At 66.6% G+C, this 20,138-nt stretch carries 17 protein-coding genes and 1 pseudogene; 12 read left to right on the top strand and 6 right to left on the bottom strand.

Features of this window, described 5'->3' with window-relative positions; genetic code table 11:
* Nucleotides 1-7 precede the first annotated feature (7 nt).
* Genes QFZ65_RS14715 through QFZ65_RS14705 form a run of 3 tightly spaced genes read right to left on the bottom strand, consistent with a single transcriptional unit; the run spans nt 8 to nt 2,376 of the window.
* Nucleotides 8-397 carry a hypothetical protein gene (locus QFZ65_RS14715; protein WP_306911448.1) on the bottom strand — a complete coding sequence of 130 codons (390 nt, stop codon included), beginning with the start codon at nt 395-397 and terminating at the stop codon, nt 8-10.
* Nucleotides 394-1,113 carry a LytTR family DNA-binding domain-containing protein gene (locus QFZ65_RS14710; protein WP_306911447.1) on the bottom strand — a complete coding sequence of 240 codons (720 nt, stop codon included), beginning with the start codon at nt 1,111-1,113 and terminating at the stop codon, nt 394-396. The genes QFZ65_RS14715 and QFZ65_RS14710 overlap by 4 nt, the downstream gene beginning before the upstream one ends.
* A gap of 48 nt (nt 1,114-1,161) precedes the next feature.
* Nucleotides 1,162-2,376, bottom strand: a complete 1,215-nt coding sequence (locus tag QFZ65_RS14705) for a sensor histidine kinase (RefSeq protein WP_306911446.1) — start codon at nt 2,374-2,376, stop codon at nt 1,162-1,164.
* A 202-nt stretch (nt 2,377-2,578) separates the two neighbouring features.
* Between QFZ65_RS14705 and QFZ65_RS14700 the strand changes: the two genes are divergently transcribed.
* Both QFZ65_RS14700 and QFZ65_RS14695 read left to right on the top strand, forming a co-directional pair.
* Complete coding sequence (locus QFZ65_RS14700; RefSeq protein WP_306911445.1) at nt 2,579-2,959, top strand: DUF485 domain-containing protein; 381 nt, start codon at nt 2,579-2,581, stop codon at nt 2,957-2,959.
* Nucleotides 2,956-4,572 carry a cation acetate symporter gene (locus tag QFZ65_RS14695; RefSeq protein ID WP_306911444.1) on the top strand — a complete coding sequence of 539 codons (1,617 nt, stop codon included), beginning with the start codon at nt 2,956-2,958 and terminating at the stop codon, nt 4,570-4,572. The genes QFZ65_RS14700 and QFZ65_RS14695 overlap by 4 nt, the downstream gene beginning before the upstream one ends.
* Nucleotides 4,573-4,715: 143 nt before the next feature.
* On the opposite strand, the gene QFZ65_RS14690 is transcribed toward QFZ65_RS14695, so the two are convergent.
* Nucleotides 4,716-5,189 carry an Lrp/AsnC family transcriptional regulator gene (locus QFZ65_RS14690; protein WP_306911443.1) on the bottom strand — a complete coding sequence of 158 codons (474 nt, stop codon included), beginning with the start codon at nt 5,187-5,189 and terminating at the stop codon, nt 4,716-4,718.
* A gap of 195 nt (nt 5,190-5,384) precedes the next feature.
* Here QFZ65_RS14690 and pdhA point away from each other — a divergent pair, with 195 nt between their 5' ends.
* The 4 genes from pdhA (at nt 5,385) to QFZ65_RS14670 (ending at nt 10,578) form a co-directional block, all read left to right on the top strand.
* On the top strand, nt 5,385-6,563 hold the full coding sequence (gene pdhA, locus QFZ65_RS14685; protein WP_306911442.1) for a pyruvate dehydrogenase (acetyl-transferring) E1 component subunit alpha: 1,179 nt from the start codon (nt 5,385-5,387) through the stop codon (nt 6,561-6,563).
* A complete protein-coding gene (locus QFZ65_RS14680) occupies nt 6,563-7,573 on the top strand; it encodes an alpha-ketoacid dehydrogenase subunit beta (RefSeq protein ID WP_306911441.1) in 1,011 nt (336 codons plus the stop codon). The genes pdhA and QFZ65_RS14680 overlap by 1 nt, the downstream gene beginning before the upstream one ends.
* A gap of 8 nt (nt 7,574-7,581) precedes the next feature.
* Nucleotides 7,582-8,949: a dihydrolipoamide acetyltransferase family protein gene (locus tag QFZ65_RS14675; RefSeq protein ID WP_306911440.1), complete on the top strand. Its 1,368-nt coding sequence runs from the start codon at nt 7,582-7,584 to the stop codon at nt 8,947-8,949.
* Nucleotides 8,950-9,117: 168 nt separating this feature from the next.
* Nucleotides 9,118-10,578 carry an FAD-dependent monooxygenase gene (locus QFZ65_RS14670; protein ID WP_306911439.1) on the top strand — a complete coding sequence of 487 codons (1,461 nt, stop codon included), beginning with the start codon at nt 9,118-9,120 and terminating at the stop codon, nt 10,576-10,578.
* A 38-nt stretch (nt 10,579-10,616) separates the two neighbouring features.
* Here QFZ65_RS14670 and QFZ65_RS14665 read toward each other — a convergent pair whose 3' ends face one another.
* Nucleotides 10,617-11,495 carry a hypothetical protein gene (locus QFZ65_RS14665; RefSeq protein WP_306911438.1) on the bottom strand — a complete coding sequence of 293 codons (879 nt, stop codon included), beginning with the start codon at nt 11,493-11,495 and terminating at the stop codon, nt 10,617-10,619.
* Nucleotides 11,496-12,010: 515 nt separating this feature from the next.
* Nucleotides 12,011-12,715, bottom strand: a complete 705-nt coding sequence (locus QFZ65_RS14660) for a TetR/AcrR family transcriptional regulator (protein ID WP_373427597.1) — start codon at nt 12,713-12,715, stop codon at nt 12,011-12,013.
* 160 nt (nt 12,716-12,875) lie between these two features.
* Here QFZ65_RS14660 and QFZ65_RS14655 point away from each other — a divergent pair.
* The 6 genes and pseudogenes from QFZ65_RS14655 (at nt 12,876) to QFZ65_RS14630 (ending at nt 20,114) form a co-directional block, all read left to right on the top strand.
* Nucleotides 12,876-14,485: pseudogene (locus tag QFZ65_RS14655) on the top strand (carboxyl transferase domain-containing protein).
* Nucleotides 14,486-14,492: 7 nt separating this feature from the next.
* A complete protein-coding gene (locus tag QFZ65_RS14650) occupies nt 14,493-16,703 on the top strand; it encodes a biotin carboxylase N-terminal domain-containing protein (RefSeq protein WP_306911437.1) in 2,211 nt (736 codons plus the stop codon).
* Nucleotides 16,704-16,759: 56 nt separating this feature from the next.
* Entirely contained in the window at nt 16,760-17,935 is a 1,176-nt protein-coding gene (locus QFZ65_RS14645) for an acyl-CoA dehydrogenase family protein (protein ID WP_306911436.1), read from the top strand.
* 39 nt (nt 17,936-17,974) lie between these two features.
* Nucleotides 17,975-18,760: a CoA transferase subunit A gene (locus QFZ65_RS14640; RefSeq protein ID WP_306911435.1), complete on the top strand. Its 786-nt coding sequence runs from the start codon at nt 17,975-17,977 to the stop codon at nt 18,758-18,760.
* 2 nt (nt 18,761-18,762) lie between these two features.
* Nucleotides 18,763-19,524 (top strand): CoA transferase subunit B, encoded by a 762-nt coding sequence (locus tag QFZ65_RS14635; RefSeq protein WP_306911434.1) that lies wholly within the window; start codon nt 18,763-18,765, stop codon nt 19,522-19,524.
* The gene (locus QFZ65_RS14630; protein WP_306911433.1) at nt 19,521-20,114 is read left to right on the top strand and encodes a MaoC family dehydratase; all 594 of its coding nucleotides are present in this window, start codon (nt 19,521-19,523) and stop codon (nt 20,112-20,114) included. The genes QFZ65_RS14635 and QFZ65_RS14630 overlap by 4 nt, the downstream gene beginning before the upstream one ends.
* The last annotated feature ends 24 nt before the right edge of the window (nt 20,115-20,138 follow it).

Raw genomic sequence — 20,138 nt, 5'->3', positions numbered from 1 at the left:
CGGTGCCTCACTTGTCTCCGGCGAGGTCCCGGTACCGGGCCTCGTTCCGGGCTGCCGTCCGCACGTACAGCCAGGCGCTGAGGCCGGTCACGGGATAGATCCCGGCGCCCAGCAGGACCCAGTCGAACGGCAGCCCTGCAATGGTCGAGTGCGCCAAGCCGGGAACCAGTCCCAGCATCAGCACAAAGGCAAGCAGGATCAGCAGGAACCCGACCGCCACCACAAGGCCCAGCCGCAGTTGGGAGCGGATCAGCGAGCGGATGAAGATCTGGCCGGCGTCGGATTGCTCCGCGGCGTCGCGGGCGGCGGCGGATGATCGGGCCGCCTGCCCCGTCCCGTTCGGAGGCGAACTGCGCGAAGTGAGGGCGCGAGGTGCGGTGACGCGGACGCGGGTCATACGTGCGGCCGGATCCGCGTCGACTCCAGCTTCTCCCGCACGGACGGCAGGTGCCGCCGGCTGATCGGCAGGTCAGCCCCGGCCACGGTGACGCTGGGGCGTGCCGCCGCGAGCTTGAGGTGGCTCACATGGCCAAGCGCGATCAGGTAGGAACGGTGCGTGCGGATGAAGCCGGCGTCGGACCATTGCTGCTCGAGATCGGCCAGCGGGACCCGGATCAGATAACTCGCGTCCGAAGTATGGAGCCGGGCGTAGTCGCCCTGCGCCTGGACGTAGCTGACGTCCTCCCGGCGGATCATCTTGGTGTGGCCGCCCAGGTCCACCGTGATCATCTCCGGCGCCGGCGCGCCGTCCCGGAGCAGCTCGCTGATCCTGCCGATGGATTTTGCCAGCCGCTCGGCCCGCACGGGCTTCAGCAGGTAGTCCACTGCCGCCAGCTCGAACGCTTCCAGCGCGCGTTCCTCGTCAGCGGTGACGAACACAACGGCCGGGGGCCGGGCACTGCGGGCGATGGCCCGGGCAATGTCCAGGCCGGAGAGGGCGGGCATATGGATGTCGAGGAACACCGCGTCGACCTCTGCGGCTTCGAGCACCCGCAGGGCCTCCGCGCCGGAGGAGGCGCGGTGGATGGTACCTATCCGGTCATCCCTGCCGAGCAGGTATGCCAGTTCCTCGACGGCGGGAAGCTCGTCATCGGCGACGAGGACGTTAATCATGGGTCAAGACTACTGCCGTGGACATTCCGGACCGCATCAGGCAAGGGATCAGGCGTCGTGGCGGGGCTGTGATTTGGGCACCCGCATCGTGATGAGTGTGCCTTCCCCGGGAGCCGTCTCAATCACGAGCCCGCACTCCTCGCCATAGACCTGGCGCAGCCGGGCGTCGACGTTGCGCAACCCGACGTGGTCGCCGTCGCTGTGCCCCGCCAGGACGGACCGCAGTTGTTCCGGGTCGATGCCCACGCCGTCGTCCTCGATGGTGACCTCGGCGAAGGCGCCGGAGTCCTCCGCGGTGATGGAAATGTGCCCCGGACCCCCCTTCGCCTCGAGCCCGTGCCGGACCGCGTTCTCGACGAGCGGCTGCAGGCTGAGGAAGGGGATCACCGTGCTGAGCACCTCGGGGGCGATCCGGAGGCTCACCTGGACGCGGTCACCGAACCGGGCACGTTCCAGCAGCAGATAACGGTCAATGCAGCGCAGTTCCTCGGCGAGGGTGGTGAAGTCGCCGTGCCGGCGGAACGAATAGCGGGTGAAGTCGGCGAATTCCACCACGAGCTCGCGGGCCCGCACGGGGTCGGTGTTGATGAAGGAAGCAATCGCATTCAGCGAGTTGTAGATGAAGTGCGGGCTGATCTGGGCGCGGAGGGCCCGGACCTCCGCCTCCATCAGGAGGGTCCGCGAGGCGTCGAGTTCCGCCAGTTCCACCTGGGTGGCCACCCACTCGGCCACCTCACCCGTGGCGCGGACAAGCCCCGCCCCGGCGGAGGGCGCCAAGGCCGCCACGACGCCCACCACCCGGGTGCCGGCCTTGATCGGTGCGATGACGACGGCGCCCTCCGCGTCCGGCGGCTGCGCCGGGGAACCGCCGGTGGCCGCCAGTTGCAGCTCGGCGGCGGGGACCACGGCGGTGTGGCCGCCGTCGAGCACCCGGGCGGCAAGCCCCATCAGCGCCGGCTTGAGTTCCTCGCCGGCCCCGTCCCAGGCGAGCACCCCGGCCGTGTCGGTGATCGCGAGCGCGTCACAGCCCAGGAGGCTGCGCAGCTGCCGGCTGGCCTTGGCCGCGCCGGCGGGGTTAAGGCCGGTGCGCAGGTGCTGTCCTGCGCGGGACGCGGCGTGCAGGGTCTTGTAGGTGGCCTGCTCGGCGTCGGTGCCGAGGTCCCGGAAGGAGCGGAGGACCTTGAGGCCAACCGCGACGACGACGGCGATCGCCATGGCGATCACGGCGATGGCGGCGGCGGTGTACAGCGGAGAATCCGGCATGCTGCCCAGCGTATCGCGGGGCCGGCGGCGTATTGCGCCCGCCGTTGGGCGCAGCATCAGGACCGCTGAGCGACGCAGGGCTCCGCGGAGCTGGAATCTGGACTGCACCGGTTGCACAGTGATTGAAGTCACATTGGCGGCGGACTGTCCACGTGCAGCGACGGCAGCCGGTGTGCACCGCCAGTCTCAATGAGGAGGAACGATGGGTCACGACGCCCCAGAAACGGACGCAGCGGCGGCCGTGGACTTCAAGGAAGTCCAGTCGACGGAGCAGTTCCAGGAACTGCGCAAACGTCACCGCAGCTTCGTCTTTCCGATGGCCATAGCGTTCTTGCTCTGGTATTTCGCCTACGTTCTGCTGGCCGACTATGCAGTCGGCTTCATGTCCACCAAGGTGTGGGGCAACATCAATGTCGGCCTGATCCTTGGCCTGCTCCAGTTCGTGTCCACCTTCGCTATCACGGGCTGGTACGTCAGCTACTCCAACCGCAAGCTTGACCCGATCGCCGCGGAGATCCGCCACGGGATTGAAGGCCACGAATTCGATGCAGACGGCAACAAGATCAGCGGGGTAAACAAATGACAGTCCTGGTTCCCGCAGTGAACGTAGCGGACCTCAAGGACACCACGCTGCTGAACATGGGCATCTTCGCCCTGTTCGTCGCGATCACCATGGTGATCGTGATCAAGGCCAGCCGCAACAACAAGACCGCGGCCGACTACTACGCCGCCGGACGTTCGTTCAGCGGCTCGCAGAACGGAACGGCCATTGCCGGCGATTACCTTTCCGCAGCCTCCTTCCTGGGCATCACCGGCGCGATTGCGGTCAACGGCTACGACGGTTTCATGTACTCCATCGGCTTCCTCGTCGCCTGGCTTGTCGCCTTGCTGCTGGTCGCGGAACTGCTGCGCAACACCGGCAAGTTCACTATGGCGGATGTGCTCTCCTTCCGTCTCAAGCAGCGCCCGGTGCGCATTGCGGCCGCCATCTCCACCCTTGCGGTGTGCTTCTTCTACCTTCTGGCCCAGATGGCCGGTGCGGGCAGCCTGATCTCACTCCTGCTGGGCATCAGCGACTGGGGCGGACAGGCCCTGGTCATCATCGTCGTCGGCGCCCTGATGATCATGTATGTGTTGATCGGCGGCATGAAGGGCACCACCTGGGTGCAGATCATCAAGGCCATGCTGCTGATTGCCGGCGCCGCGGTGATGACCTTCTGGGTCCTTGCGATCTACGGCTTCAACCTTTCCGACTTGCTCGGCGGCGCGGTCGAGACCGCGAAGAACCCGGCCGTGCTGAACCCCGGCCTGCAGTACGGCAAGTCCGACACCTCCAAGCTCGACTTCATGTCCCTCGGCCTGGCACTGGTACTTGGGACCGCAGCCCTGCCGCACGTGCTGATGCGCTTCTACACTGTGCCCACCGCCAAGGAAGCCCGCAAGTCCGTGGTGTGGTCCATATGGCTGATCGGCCTGTTCTACCTGTTCACCCTGGTCCTCGGCTACGGTGCCGCAGCGCTGGTCGGCGCTGAGACGGTCAAGGCGGCCCCGGGCGGGGTCAACTCGGCTGCGCCTTTGCTCGCCTTCCACCTGGGCGGCCCGCTGCTGCTGGGCTTTATTTCGGCCGTCGCCTTTGCCACCATCCTCGCGGTCGTCGCCGGCCTGACCATTACCGCCGCGGCATCCTTTGCCCATGACATCTACGCCAACGTGATCGCCAAGGGCAAGGCCGATGCTGTTACCGAGGTGAAGGTTGCCCGCCGCACGGTGGTGGTCATCGGCATCCTCGCCATCGTCGGCGGCATCTTCGCCAACGGCCAGAACGTCGCGTTCCTCGTGGCGCTCGCGTTCGCAGTGGCCGCCTCGGCCAACCTGCCCACCATCATCTACTCGCTGTTCTGGCGCAGGTTCACCACCCAGGGCGCCCTCTGGAGCATGTACGGCGGCCTCGGTTCGGCCATCATACTGATTGCGCTCTCCCCGGTGGTGTCAGGGACCAAGACCTCCATGATCCAGGGCGCCAACTTCGCCGTCTTCCCGCTGAGCAACCCCGGCATTGTCTCCATTCCGCTCGCCTTCTTCCTGGGCTGGCTGGGTACGGTGCTGGATAAGAAGCTGGAGGACACCACCAAGCAGGCCGAAATGGAAGTCCGTTCCCTCACAGGAGTGGGCGCCGAAAAGGCCACCGACCACTAGGTCCCTAAAGCCGGCAGCCGGCAGTTGCACCGGCCGTTGCAACAGGAGCTCCCGTGCGGTTCAGACCGCACGGGAGCTCCTCTTGTCTGCAGCATGTTGCTTTGCCGAGCGCCGGCGCGTGGGCCACCCGAACTGCCCGCAGCTCAGCCTTCCGCAGCGCCCCGCTCGAGCAACGGCTGGATCCGGAACGGAATCAGCTCGCCCATGGCCAGTGCCGTGTCCGTTCGGTCCACGCCGTCGCAGGCGAGGATCTTTCCGTTGATCCGGAACAGGTCCTCGGCGTCCAGGGCCACGACGCGCAGCAGCAGATCCGCCGAGCCGGTCAGGCCGTAGCCTTCCAGGATTTCGGGGATGTCGGCGAGCGCCTCCGCCAGCGTGCCCAGTTTCTGCTGCTGGACGTGCACCGAAATGAAGGCCATCAGGGGATAGCCCAGCGAGGCGGGATTGATGCGCCGTTCGAAGGAGAGGAAGACGTGCTTCTTCTCCAGCTGCGCCATCCGCGCCTGCACGGTATTCCGCGACAGGCCGAGCCGTTGGGCCAGCGCGACCACAGTCCCGCGCGGGTCCCGGGCCATGGCCGACAGCAGTCGGGTGTCGGTGCCATCCAGGGTTTGCATAATGCGCAAGATTAGCACGGTCTCCGGCACCGGGGCAGGGCACAATGCTCAATTTTTGACGAAGTGGTTGTACCCCCTGTCCTTTGTGAGTAGGGTCACAATTATCCGGGGCAACGGGGCCCGGGCGGCCGGTGTGCCCGGGGATCACGAGTCCCCAGAGCACCGGTCAGACGACGTCAGAAGGTTGCGGACAAAATGTTTACCGACGACGCGGGCAAGGGCGGCATTGCCGCCGGCGGCCCCGGAAACAGCGCAGAATCGAGCAGGCGGACTGGCGGGGACCTCGTCCAGCTGATCACTCCGGGGGGTGAACGGGTCAGCCATCCGGAGTTCGACTCCTGGATCCGCGATGTCAGCGACGAGCAGCTCGGCGCACTCTACGAAGACATGGTGGTGATCCGCCGGATCGACGCCGAGGCGACCGCCCTGCAGCGCCAGGGCGAGCTGGCCCTGTGGCCCCCGCTGCTTGGCCAGGAGGCGTCGCAGATCGGTTCGGCCAGGGCCCTCCGGGACGACGACTTCGTCTTTCCCAGCTACCGCGACAACGGCGTCGCCTACTGCCGGGGAGTCAACATTGAGGACATTGTGCGGGCCTGGCGTGGCAACGCACTCTCCGGCTGGGACCCCTTTACCGTGAACGTCGCGACCCAGCAGATCATCATTGGCAGCCAGACCCTGCACGCCACGGGCTACGCCATGGGGATCCAGAATGACGGCGCCGATTCGGTGGCGGTGGCCTACTTTGGCGACGGCGCCACCAGTGAGGGCGACGTCAATGAAGCCCTGGTCTTCGCGGCAAGCTTCCAGGCGCCGGTGGTGTTCTTCTGCCAGAACAACCACTGGGCCATCTCCGAGCCCGTCAAGGTGCAGTCCCACATCCAGATCGCGGACCGTGCCGCGGGCTTCGGCATCCCCAGCATGCGCGTCGACGGCAACGACGTCCTGGCCGTGATGGCGGCTACCCGCATCGCCCTCGACAGGGCACGGCATGGGGGCGGTCCCACCTTCATCGAGGCCGTCACCTACCGGATGGGCCCGCACACGACGGCGGATGACCCCACCCGGTACAGGGATGCCAACGAGCTCGAGGACTGGGCCGCCAAGGACCCGATTGCCCGGGTGAAGCACCTTCTGGAACGCAAGGGCCTGCTGACGGGGGAACTCGAGGCCACCGTCGCCGCGAAGGCGGACGCCGTCGCCAAGGCGCTGCGGGCCGGAACCATCAACATGCCCGACCCGCAGCCGCTGGATATCTTCAAGCACGTCTACAGCACGCCGAATTCCTGGCTTGACCGCCAGCAGGACCACTATTCCCGCTACCTGGCTTCGTTCGGTGACCCCGCAGAGGCCGCTTCTGAAGAAGGTGCACGCTGATGACCCAGATGACCTTTGCCCGAGCCCTTAATGCGGGCCTGCGCAAGTCCCTTGAAAGCGATTCCAAGGTGATCCTGATGGGGGAGGACATCGGCTCGCTCGGTGGCGTTTTCCGTGTCACCGACGGGTTGCAGAAAGACTTCGGCAAGCACCGCGTCGTGGACACGCCGCTTGCCGAGTCCGGCATCCTGGGCACCGCTGTGGGCCTGGCCTACCGCGGATACCGCCCGGTGGTGGAGATCCAGTTCGACGGTTTCATCTATCCGGCGTTCGACCAGATCGTCAGCCAGGTTGCCAAGATGCACTACCGCACCCAGGGCGCCGTGAAGATGCCGGTCACCATCCGCGTTCCGTTCGGGGGCGGCATCGGCTCGCCGGAACACCACTCCGAATCCCCGGAGGCATACTTCACGCACACCTCGGGTCTTCGCGTGGTGAGCGTGTCCAATCCGCAGGATGCCTACACGATGATCCAGCAGGCCATTGCCTGCGACGATCCGGTGCTCTACTTCGAACCGAAGCGCCGCTACCACGACAAGGGCGAGGTGGATGAGTCCCAGGACCACCGGGCCGCTCTGCCCATGGAAAAGGCCCGCGTGGTGGCCGAGGGCAAGGATGTGACCCTGGTGGCCTACGGACCCCTCGTCAAGACAGCAAAGGATGCCGCCCTCGCCGCTGCCGATGAGGGCGTCTCGGTGGAGGTCATCGACCTGCGCTCGCTGGCCCCGCTCGACTTCGCCACTTTGGAGGCCTCTGTCCGCAAAACCGGCCGGCTCGTCATCACGCATGAGGCGGCGCAGTCCGGCGGGATCGGTGCGGAAGTGGCTGCCAGCATCACGGAACGCTGCTTCTACCACCTTGAAGCCGCCCCGGTCCGGGTGACGGGCTTCGACGTCCCGTACCCGTACTCAAAGCTTGAAATGCACCACCTGCCCGGCCTGGACAGGATCCTGGACGGCGTCGACCGTGCCCTTGCCCGCCCCAACTCACTCAGCGGGCTGGAAGGATGACCGCAACCATGATCAAGGAATTCAGGCTGCCTGACCTCGGCGAAGGTCTCACCGAATCGGAAATCGTTGCCTGGAAGGTGGCAGTGGGGGACACGGTCTCCCTCAACCAGATCATTGCCGAGGTGGAGACCGCCAAGGCAGTTGTCGAGCTGCCCTCCCCGTTCGCCGGCGTCATCACCGCCTTGCACGAGCAGCCGGGCACCGTCGTCGAAGTCGGAAAGCCGATCGTGTCCTTCGAGGTTGAGGGCGACGACGGCGGAGGGGTCCCGCCCGGCCCGGACGACGCTGCCGGCCAGGAGGCGCGGCGCGAGCCAAACCTCGTCGGGTACGGCGCTGTCCTCGAAACCGCCGGCCGGCCGGCCCGCCGCTCCCGCAGCTTCGCGTCAGCCGCCGTCCGGTCCGCACCGGCGGCCGTGCCCGCACCCCCGGCAGGGAACGGCTCGGGACTAGCAGCCCCGGCTGCGGACCGCCCGGCCGAGCGTCCCCGCTCCACCCCGCCGGTCCGCAAGCTGGCGAAGGATCTCGGGGTCAACCTCGAGGACCTTGCCGGTACCGGTGAACACGGGCTGATCACCCGCGACGACGTCCGGAACTTCGTCGGCGGCGGTGACTTGCCGGTGGCGTCGAGCCAGCTCGCCGGTTCCCCGGCCGCGGGTGCCGTGCAGGAGCCGGCAACGCGGGAGACGCGGACCCCGATCAAGGGCGTCCGCAAGTTCACGGCTGCCGCCATGGTCGCGAGTGCCTTCACAGCCCCGCACGTCACCGAGTTCCTGACCATCGACGTGACCGCCACCATGGAACTGCTTGCACGGCTCAAGGCCAGCCCTGCTTTCGCCGGCTACAAACTGACTCCGTTGACCCTGGTGTCCAAGGCCGTCCTGATCGCGCTGCGGAACCACCCCACGCTTAACACCCGGTGGGATGAGGCCAACCAGGAGATCGTCCAGTTCAACTACGTCAACCTCGGCATTGCCGCGGCGACTCCGCGGGGACTGACGGTGCCGAACATCAAGGACGCGGACCGGCTGTCCCTGAAGGAACTCTCCACTGCCCTGACCGAACTCACCGATACCGCGCGCGCAGGAAAGACCGCCCCGGCCGATCTCGCTGGCGGCACCATTTCCATCACCAACATCGGTGTCTTCGGCATCGACGCCGGCACCCCGATCCTGAACCCCGGCGAGGCCGCCATCCTGGCCCTCGGCGCAGTCCGCAAGATGCCCTGGGAGTATCAGGACGAGGTGGCCCTGCGCCAGGTCATGACTCTCAGCCTCTCCTTCGACCACCGGCTGGTGGACGGCGAGCAGGGCTCCCGGTTCCTCCAGGATCTCGGCACCATCCTGGCCGATCCGGGCATGGCGCTGGCGATGGTCTAGCCACTGCGAATCACAGGCTGCCGGCTGTTCCCTCGAGGGGCGGCCGGCAACCTTATTTTTGAATCTCCTCTTGTTTCCAATGTATCGCCCGCCCGGGGGCTTGCGGCAAGCCCCGGGGCGGAGCGCATACTCGCCGAAGGCAAGAACCAGGAGAGCGGGGGTATCGCGATGACAGTGCATGCGGTGGTGGTTGCCGGAGGAGGCCCGACCGGGCTGATGCTGGCGGGCGAGTTGGCGCTGGCGGGCGTCGACGTCGCCGTTGTCGAGCGGCGTCCCAGCCAGGACCTCGCGGGTGCGCGCGCAGGTGGCCTGCATTCACGCACCATCGAGGTCCTCGACCAGCGCGGGATCGCTGACCGGTTCCTCTCGGAGGGACAGATAGCCCAGGTTGCGGGGTTCGCCTCCACCCGCCTGGACATCAGCGGCTTTCCCACGCGGCACCCCTACGGGCTCGGGTTGTGGCAGAACCACATCGAGCGCATACTTGCCGGCTGGGTCGCAGAAGTGGGGGTGACGTTCTACCGCGGACGGGACGTCACGGGCATCGCGCAGGACGATACCGGCGTCGACGTCGGGCTTTCGGACGGCCGGTCGCTGCGGGCGGAATACCTCGTCGGGTGCGACGGCGGCCGCAGCCTTGTCCGCAAAGCAGCCGGTATCGAGTTCCCCGGGTGGGATCCGACCACCAGCAGCCTGATCGCCGAGGTGGAGATGGCAGAGGAACCCGAACTGGGCATCCACCGCAACGCTTTCGGCGTCCATTCCTTCGGCAGGCTGCAGTACGAGATCCGCGACGGCCAGGTTGTCTACGCGGATAGCGGGCCGGTCGGGGTCATGGTGACCGAGGAGCACGTGGGGTCCACGAGGGAACCGACCCTTCGCGACCTCAGCGAAGCGCTCATCGCCGTGTACGGGACCGACTACGGGGCCCACAGCCCCATCTGGATCTCCAGGTTCACGGATATGACGCGGCAGGCCGCGGCCTACCGCGACCGGCGGATCCTGTTGGCCGGGGACGCCGCCCATGTCCATGCCCCGGACGGTGGGCAGGGGCTTAACACCGGTGTGCAGGATGCGGTGAATCTGGGATGGAAGCTGGCGCAGGTGGTCAAGCAGACGTCCCCGGAAAGCCTCCTGGACACGTACCACGCCGAGCGCCACCCGGTTGCCGCCCGCGTGCTGCGCAACACCATGGCGCAGTCCGCGCTACGCCGCCCGGATGACCGCATCAAGGCCGTGGGTGAGGTCATTTCCGAACTCCTCGGCATGGACGAGCCACGCCGGCGGTTCGCCGCCATGCAGTCCGGCCTGGACATCCACTATGACCTTGGCGAGGGGCACCCGCTGCTCGGACGCCGGATGCCGGATCTTGACCTTGTCACCGCGGGCGGCCCGGTGCGGGTCTTTGCGCTGCTGCACGAGGCACGGCCGGTCCTGCTGAACCTCGGGGAGCCGGGCCGCTTCAGCACCACCCCCCTGCCGGACCGCGTCCAGCTGGTCGACGCCCGATACAGCGGTTTGTGGGAGCTTCCGGTATTCGGGGAGGTCCCCGGTCCCGCCGCCGTGCTGATCCGGCCCGACGGCTATGTGGCCTGGGTTGGGAGACCAGGACCAGGTGGGGCTCGCTGATGCGCTCAACACCTGGTTCGGGCGGCCACAACGGCCGCTTAGCGCCCCGTGACCTCACGCACGAGACCCGCCAGCCGATGGCGAAGCTTCGCGACTACTGCAACTGTCAGCGCAAGCAGGGCAAGAAATCCCAGTCTCAGAACTTCGTTTCCTCCTACGGCCTGATCCCATCCGAGCTGGCGTCCAAGAAGCAGTGCTGCCACTGCGGCGATCAGTGGAACCATGTTGCTCAATATCCATTTCCTGACAAACAGGACACGGCGGGGCGGGTCGGGCAACCTCGCGACGTCGCCGTGGCAGCGCAGCATGGCTTCGACCAGCTGCAGCTGGTTGCTGCTGGCCAGGAACATGGTCGAAACGAACACCGCGCCCGTGCCGTGTTTAGCGACCAGCATTGTCGGATGGTTGAATTTACGGTCCGCGGTCTTGGCGAAGGGTACCCAGGGCATGCGCTTCCGCCGGAATGGATTCCAGCGGAACCATCCGCGGTACAGCAGTTGCCAATCCCCGGTGGACAGGAACGGAGACAGCATTAGCCCGGCAGTTCCCGGAAACATGTCATCGAATGACCGTTGCCGCGCAGTTAGCGATTGCAGGTGGATGAAAGGGGCAGCAGAGGTGTTCGCCAGGGCCGGAAACCGCGCTGCATTAGTCATCTTGCAGCGGGTGCCGTTTCGTTCAACCTGCCTGCGGGGCCGAAGAGAATCGGCCTCCCCGCAAACCTGTACTTGAAACTCACCCAATACAGCGTCGTACGAGGCTTGCGCTGGAACTCCCAGGCGCGCTTCACCTTCGATGATCAGAATTCCGCCACGTTCCCGGACCCAATGAAGAATCTCCGGGCGCCTGTGGGAAAACCAGCGCATCGCAAGATCTGCGCCGAAGTCAGGGTCTCCATTGGCAACGTCCCAGTTCAAGATCAGTACATCGCAACGGTCCAAGCGCTGAAGGAGGGACTCTCCGGGCACCCTGACGAGTTGTTGCCGCCACAATCCGGGCGCCGGATGCCAGGTCCAATCAGCCAGCGGGTAGAGACGGGTTGTGTTGGGAACCAGCCGCCGCCTGTTTAGCTCCGTGAGAACTTCGGGCCAAAAGTTTCCCCGTGAACAGCGGGACCAGTCCACTACAACTTCGACATGGAGTTTGTTTCGGTGGGAAAACATGGGACGGTTCTCTCCGTCTCAACCTGCATGAGAGTTTGATTTTAAACCGACATAACCCGGAGAAGGTCCCGGGCTATGTCTTTGAAACTCCGAATGAGTTACGTCAGCGCCGATTAGCTAAAACATTGAACCCGCGGCTATCTACTGTCAATATGCGCCCGGATGGGTATCGGCTACCTTCAACCCAGCATTTCCCTGCGCAGAACCGGACCGGCGCAGAACAGGCCTGCGCAGAACCGGACCGGCGCAGGTCAGCGGTGCGGCTCCAATCAGAGCGGCGCAGGCCCCACGGGTGCCATCAGGGCGGCCAGGGCCATGCTCTCGAGCAGCGGGCGGGCGCGTTTGGCGGCGACCCGCCGGCCGTGGGTGCGGACGGAGTGGGGTGTGGAGTTGATCAGACCGAAGGAGGCGTGGGCGCGCATCCGGAGTTCGGCAGGCTCGGTGCCCGCATGCAGCCTCGCCAGCACCTCCACCCAGAGTTCCACATAACTGCGTTGGAGGGTGCGGACCTCGGCCTGGTCGTCCGGGGCGAGGTTGCTGAAGTCCTGGTCCTGCACGCGGATGACATCGGGGTTACTCAAGGCAAAGTCGACGTGGAACTCGACCAGGCCGCTCAGCGCTGCCGCGGCTCCGTCGGACTCCGCCACCACCTGGCGGCCGCCGTCGAGGAGTTCATGGCTGACGCTCAACAGCAGGGCACCGAGGACGGCCTGCTTGCCGGCGAAATGCCGGTAGACCGCCGGTCCGCTGACACCCGCTGCGGAACCAAGGTCCTCCAGGGACACCCTGTTGAAACCCTCCGCTGCGAACAGGGCTGCGGCAGCCGAGAGCAGCGCCTGCCGGCGGTTCTGCTTCGCCCGGCTTCGTTGGGTCGGCGGGGCCAGCGGGGCCAGCGGGGCCTGCGTCGCCGTCGCCTCGGCTGATGGCGCGGCCGATTGCGGTTGCTCGTCCGCCCCGTCGCTGGGCTCGGTCACCGGCACATCATCAACTCCCTTCCAGCTGGTCGCATCGTTCTGCCATAGACATTCCAGTTAATAAAGACTAACCTAAATTCCAGTTATGCGGTCCTAACTGAAATGGCGGGAAGCCCGCTAGGTGGGCCTCCAGCATGGGGCCCGGGAACGGAAGCAGTCAATGGAGACAATCGCCAGCCAGGTCGACGCCACGAGCGCCGGCTACGCCGCGAACCGGGACGCCCAGCTGGGGCTGGCCCTCGAACTGAAGGAACGGCTCGCCAGGACGGCGCTGGGCGGGCCGGAGAAGTCCCGCGAACGCCATGTGGCCCGGGGGAAGCTGCTGCCGCGCGAACGCATCGACCAGCTCCTCGATAACGGCAGCCCGTTCCTCGAGATCGCGCCCCTGGCAGCGAACGGCATGTACGACGACGACTCCCCGGGAGCCGGTGTGATTGCAGGCATCGGCCTGATCCACGGCCGGCAGGTCCTCGTCATCTCCAACGACGCCACCGTCAAGGGCGGCACCTACTACCCCATGACGGTGAAGAAGCACCTGAGGGCGCAGGAAATCGCCCTCGAGAACCGGCTGCCCTGCATCTACCTCGTGGACTCCGGCGGCGCCTTCCTGCCGAGGCAGGACGAGGTTCTTCCCGGACAAGGAACACTTCGGCCGGATCTTCTTCAACCAGGCCCGGCTGTCCGCCGCCAAAATCCCGCAAATCGCCTCCGTTATGGGCTCCTGCACGGCCGGCGGCGCCTATGTCCCGGCCATGAGTGACGAGACCGTGATCGTCCGCAACCAGGGCACCATCTTCCTGGGCGGGCCGCCGCTCGTGAAGGCCGCCATCGGCGAGATCGTCACCGCCGAGGAACTCGGGGGCGGCGAGGTGCACGCAAAAATCTCCGGCGTCAGCGACCACCTGGCTGAGAACGATGAGCATGCCCTCCAGATCGTCCGGGACATCGTCGCCACCCTGCCCCGGCCGGCCGCCCCTGCCTGGGACGTGGACACCGCCGTCGAGCCGATCGCTGATCCGGACGAGCTTTATGGCGCCGTTCCCACCGACGTCAACGCCCAGTACGACGTGCGCGAGGTGATCGCCCGGCTTGTGGACGGCAGCCGCTTCCACGAATTCAAAAAGAACTACGGCACCACCCTGGTCACCGGGTTCGCGAAGCTGCACGGGCATCCGGTGGGTATCGTCGCCAACAACGGCGTGCTCTTCAGCGAGTCCTCGCTCAAGGGCGCCCACTTCATCGAACTGTGTGACCAGCGCGGGATTCCGCTGATCTTCCTGCAGAATATTTCCGGCTTCATGGTCGGCAAGGATTCGGAGCAGGGCGGCATCGCCAGGAACGGCGCCAAGATGGTCACCGCCGTCGCCACCGCCCGGGTGCCCAAGCTGACGGTCGTGATCGGCGGATCCTTCGGTGCGGGCAATTACTCCATGTGCGGGCGGGCCTACTCCCCGCGCTTCCTCTGGATGTGGCCGGCCTCACGGATTTCGGTGATGGGCGGAAACCAGGCCTCTAGCGTGCTCGCCACCGTGAAGCGGGACCAGTACGAGGCCCGCGGCGAGGAATGGTCCGCCGAGGACGAGGACGCCTTCAAGGCCCCGATCAAGCAGCAGTACGAGGACCAGGGCCAGCCCGTACTATTCCACGGCCAGGCTCTGGGATGACGGGATCATCGACCCCGCGGACACCCGCACCGTCCTGGGACTGGCGCTCGACGTCGTCTCCCGCACCCCGCTGCCGGAGACCTCCTTCGGCCTGTTCCGGATGTGAGTCAGCAGTGACTATCTCTTCACCGATCAATCCCTCGAAGCCGCTCTTCGGCACCGTCCTCGTGGCGAACCGCGGCGAAATCGCTTGCCGGGTGATCCGGACCCTCCGCGCCCTCGGCATCCGTTCGGTGGCGGTCTATTCCGACGCCGACGCCGGAGCCCGGCACGTGCGGGAGGCCGACGTCGCCGTCCGGATCGGCCCCGCGGCCGCTGCCGAAAGCTACCTCAGGATCGAGGCCATCATCCGGGCCTGCCGTGACACCGGAGCCGAGGCCGTCCACCCGGGCTACGGCTTCCTGAGCGAAAACGTCGAGTTTGCCCGGGCGCTGGAAGAGGCGGAAATAACGTTCATCGGCCCAGGCGTCGAAGCGTTGAACGTGATGGGGGACAAGATCCGCTCCAAGAACCACGTCGCGGGTTACGGCGTGCCGGTGGTCCCGGGTATCGCCGAGCCGGGGATGACGGACGCCGCGCTGATCGAGGCGGCGGCCGGCGTCGGCTTCCCGCTGCTGATCAAGCCTTCGGCCGGCGGTGGCGGGAAGGGCATGCACATCGTCGAGCGGCCTGAGGAGCTGGAAGCAACCCTGGCCACCGCCCGCCGGGTCGCGGCCAGCGCGTTCGGCGACGACACGCTGTTTCTGGAACGGCTCGTCACCACCCCCCGGCACATCGAGGTCCAGGTGCTGGCGGACAACCACGGCAACGTCATCCATCTGGGCGAGCGTGAATGCTCGCTGCAGCGCCGCCACCAGAAGGTCATCGAGGAAGCACCGTCGCCGCTGCTGGAGTCGCTGCCGAACGGGGCGGACCTCCGTGCCCGCCTCGGCGAGGCAGCCTGCAACGCCGCGCGCAGCGTCAACTATTCCGGTGCAGGCACCGTGGAGTTCCTGGTCTCCGACAACGCGCCGGACGAGTTCTTCTTCATGGAAATGAACACCCGGTTGCAGGTTGAGCACCCCGTCACCGAGATGGTCACCGGGGTCGACCTCGTCGAATGGCAGGTCCGGATCGCCGCGGGCGAGGAACTCACCGTCCGCCAGGACGACGTCGTGCTCCGCGGCCACGCTGTGGAGGCGCGCGTGTACGCCGAGGTGCCGGAGAAGAACTTTTTGCCGTCCATTGGACAGGTCGTGCTGCTCGACGAGCTGCCGGACACCGCGAGTGGGAAGGTCCGTGTGGATTCGGCCTTGCTGGAGGGACTCCAAATCTCCAGCAGCTACGACCCGATGATTTCCAAGGTCATCGCGTGGGGCGAGGACCGCGCGGCGGCCTTGGACACCTTGGATGAGGCGCTCGCCGGGTACACCGCCCTGGGCATCGACACCAATGTCGAATACCTGCGCCTGCTGATCAACGACGCCGACGTCCGCGCCGGTCGGCTCGACACCGGCCTGATCGAACGCCGGATGCCCGAGTTCAGCTTCCGCCATGCGGGCGATTTCGAGGTGGCCGCCGCTGCCGTCTTCGTCGCGGCGATGCAGGAGCCCGGTCCGCAGGACGCCTGGAAGGGCCCCTGGCACCTCCGCGACGGATGGAGGCTCGGAGCACGCGCCCCACGGCGGATCAGCCTCGGCACACCGGACGGCGGTCTCGCCACCGTTGAGGTCTCCGGCATGGCGGGGGATGGGACGGCGAGGGTGACCATCAACGGCGGCCCGCGCCGCACGGCATCCCTTCGCTTCCCCAAACGGGACCACGCAGAGTTGACCCTCGACGGCGAAGCGCGGGTGTACTCGCTCACGTCGGTCTCGCGGAGAGCGCTTGGCCAGGGCGGTGACGGCACGGAGCCGACCGAGCTCTTCCTCGGCAACGAGGGGTGGTCCTGCCGGCTCGAGGTGCTCACCCGCGAGGCCCGGCTGGCCCGGGTGCTCGCCGAGATCCACCGCGAGGAAGGCGCCGCCGACCCGGCCGTGCGCTCACCGATGCCCGGCACCGTGGTGTCCGTGTCCGTCAGCAACGGCGACACCGTGGAGGCCGGCCAGGTGCTGCTCTCGGTGGAGGCGATGAAGATGGAGCACCAGCTGGTGGCACCCTCGGACGGCACGGTCCATCTCAGCGCCAGCCCCGGAGACCTCGTCAAGGCAGACCAGGTACTCGCCACCGTCCACCCGGCGGCTCCGCCCGCAATGGACGACTCAACTGCGGGCGTTGCGGACGAGGCCGTTGCCGCGGATGACGCCGTCGCAGATTCCGTCATCGCAATGGGCGCGTCGGACTAGCAACGTCCGACAACAGCCACCAGACCACGCCATATCCAGACACAGGAGTTTTCCCAATGGCAGATTTTGAACTCAGCGAGGAATACCAGGACTTGAGCAACACCGTCCGGGAGTTTGCCGACGAAGTCGTGGCCCCCGTCTCGACCAAGCACGACGAGGAACACAGCTTTCCCTACGAAGTGGTCGCCCAGATGGCCGACATGGGCCTGTTCGGCCTGCCCTTCCCGGAGGAGTTCGGCGGCATGGGCGGGGACTACTTCGCCCTGGCCCTCGCCCTCGAACAGCTTGGCCGTGTGGACCAGTCCGTTGCCATCACGCTCGAGGCCGGCGTCTCCCTCGGCGCCATGCCTGTCCACCGCTTCGGCAACCAGGTCCAAAAGGAGGAATGGTTGCCCCTGCTGGCCTCCGGCAAGGCGCTCGCGGGCTTCGGCCTGACCGAGCGGGAAGCCGGCTCGGATGCAGGAGGCACCAAGACCACCGCCCGGCTGGAAGGCAACGGAGACGCAAAAACCTGGGTCATCAACGGCAGCAAGGAATTCATCACCAACTCCGGCACGGACATCACCCGGCTCGTCACGGTCACCGCCGTCACGGGCCAGGAAGAACGGCCGGACGGCAGCATCAGGAAGGAAATCTCCACCATCCTGGTGCCCACCAACACTCCGGGCTTCACGGCGGAAAAGGCCTACAACAAGGTCGGTTGGAACGCCTCGGACACCCACCCGCTGACCCTCAACAACGTCCGCGTCCCCGAAGCCAACCTGCTGGGCACCAGGGGCCGCGGCTACGCCAACTTCCTCTCCATCCTGGACGAGGGCCGGATCGCAATCGCAGCCCTCGCCGTCGGCGCCGCGCAGGGCTGCGTGGACCAGTCGGTGAAATACGCCAAGGAACGCAGCGCCTTCGGGCAGAACATCGGCAAGTACCAGGCGGTCGCGTTCAAGATCGCCCGGATGGAAGCACGCGCCCACACGGCCCGCCTGGCGTACTACGACGCGGCCGCCCGGATGCTGGCCGGAAAGCCGTTCAAGACACAGGCGGCCATCGCTAAGATGGTCGCAGGCGAGGCAGCCATGGACAACGCGCGGGACGCCACCCAGGTGTTTGGCGGCTATGGCTTCATCAACGAATTCACCGTGGCGCGCCACTACCGCGACTCCAAGATCCTTGAAGTCGGCGAGGGCACCACGGAGGTGCAGCTGATGCTGATCGCCCGCGAACTCGGCCTCTGACCCGGCCGCTGGCAGGACCCGTCGAGAGAAGGATCAACAATGATTGACAAGGTTGTTGCCAGCGCTGCCGAGGCCGTGGCGGACATCCCCGACGGCGCCTCGCTGGCCGTCGGCGGGTTCGGACTCTGCGGCATTCCCGTGGCCCTGATCAGTGCCCTCCATGAGCACGGGACCACAAACCTGGAAACCGTCAGCAACAACTGCGGAGTGGACGACTGGGGGCTCGGCGTCCTGCTCAAGGACGGTCGGATCCGCCGCACCATCAGCTCCTACGTGGGGGAAAACAAGGAATTTGCCCGGCAGTACCTCGCCGGTGAACTCGAGGTGGTCCTCACCCCGCAGGGCACGCTGGCCGAGAAGCTGCGCGCCGGCGGCGCCGGCATCCCCGCCTTCTACACGCCGGCAGGGGTCGGCACCCAGGTGTCCGAAGGCGGGCTGCCGCAGAAGTACGACGCCGAGGGGAACGTCGCCATCGCTTCGGCGCCCAAGGAGGTCCGTGGCTTCAACGGCGCCGACTACGTCCTGGAGGAATCGCTGAACCCCGATTTCGGCCTGGTGCACGCGTGGAAGGGCGACCGCCACGGCAACCTGGTCTTCCACGCCACCGCGATGAACTTCAACCCCCTCTGCGCCATGGCGGGCCGGATCACCATCGCCGAGGTCGAGGAGCTCGTGGAACCCGGGGAACTGGACCCGGAGCACATCCACGTTCCGGGGATCTTCGTCCAGCGCGTGGTGCTCGCACCGCAGATCGAGAAGCGCATCGAAAAGCGGACGGTTTCGGCAACCGGGGCCGCCCCCGCAACAGAGCAGGCAGGACTTTAGCCATGGATCCGAACAGCCCCTACGCTCCGCGCCCCGAAGCCGTCCGGCACGAATACCGCCGATCCGCCGTCGAACACCCCGGCGGCGACGGGAACGGCATCAAAGGCTGGACCCGCAATGAACTGGCCGCCCGGGTGGCGCAGGAACTGCATAACGGACAGTACGTGAACCTCGGCATCGGGATGCCCACCCTGATCCCCAATTACATCCCCGCCGGCGTCGAGGTGGTGCTGCATTCGGAGAACGGCATCCTCGGCGTGGGGCCCTACCCCGGCGAGGACAGGGTGGATCCGGACCTGATCAACGCGGGCAAGGAAACCGTCACGGTGAACAAGGGCGCGGCGTTCTTCGACTCCGCCGCGTCGTTCGGCATGATCCGGGGCGGCCACGTGGATGTGGCCGTGCTCGGCGCCATGGAAGTCGCCGCCAACGGCGACCTGGCCAACTGGATGATCCCCGGCAAGATGGTCAAGGGGATGGGCGGGGCCATGGACCTGGTCTTCGGCGCCAGGAAAGTGATCGTGATGATGGAGCATGTGGACCGGAACGGCAGGCCGAAGATCGTGGAGCGCTGCTCCCTGCCGCTGACCGGCAAGGGCTGCGTGGACCGCATCATCACGGATCTTGCCGTTATCGACGTCGTGGCCGAGGGCGGCAAGTCCCGCCTGGTGCTCCGCGAACTGGCACCCAACGTATCCATCGAGGACGTGGCCGCGGCCACCGGCGCCGACCTCTTCGAGGAAGACCAGGAACTGACCGTATGACGACGATGGGGGCATCACACCCCGCCGGGCCGCGGGTAATCGAGCAGCGCGGACTGTACTTCGACGAGCTTGAGGAGGACGTGGTCTACGCGCACCGGCCCGGCCGCACCGTGACGGAGACGGACAACGTGCTGTTCACCACCATGACCATGAACACCCAGGCCCTGCACCTCGATGCCGCCTGGAGCGCGGAGCAGCCGTTCGGGCAGCGCCTGGTGAACTCGATGTTCACCCTGGCCACCGTGGTGGGGCAGTCCGTCGCACAGCTGACGCAGGGCACCATCGTCGCCCAGCTGGGCATGACGGACGTGTCTTTCCCGCACCCGCTGTACCACGGCGACACGCTGTACACCGAGACCGTGGTGACCGGGAAGCGGCTGTCCTCCTCCCGGCCCGGCCAGGGGATCGTGACGCTGAAGCACACCGGCCGGAACCAGCACGGGGACGTTGTGGCCCTCGCTACGCGCAGCTGCCTGATGTGGACGCGGGCGGCCCACGCCGCGGCGCCGGAGCAAAACGCCGCCGGGGCAGAAACCGCCGGGGTAGAAACCGACCGGGCAGAAACCGCCCGGGTAGAAACCGACCTGTAAGAACGCGCTCCGAAGGGCAGAATA

Source organism: Arthrobacter sp. B3I9, assembly GCF_030816935.1.
Lineage (GTDB): Bacteria > Actinomycetota > Actinomycetes > Actinomycetales > Micrococcaceae > Arthrobacter.
The sequence above is the reverse complement of the archived record's forward strand: the minus strand, read 5'-3'. Positions and strand labels throughout refer to the sequence as shown.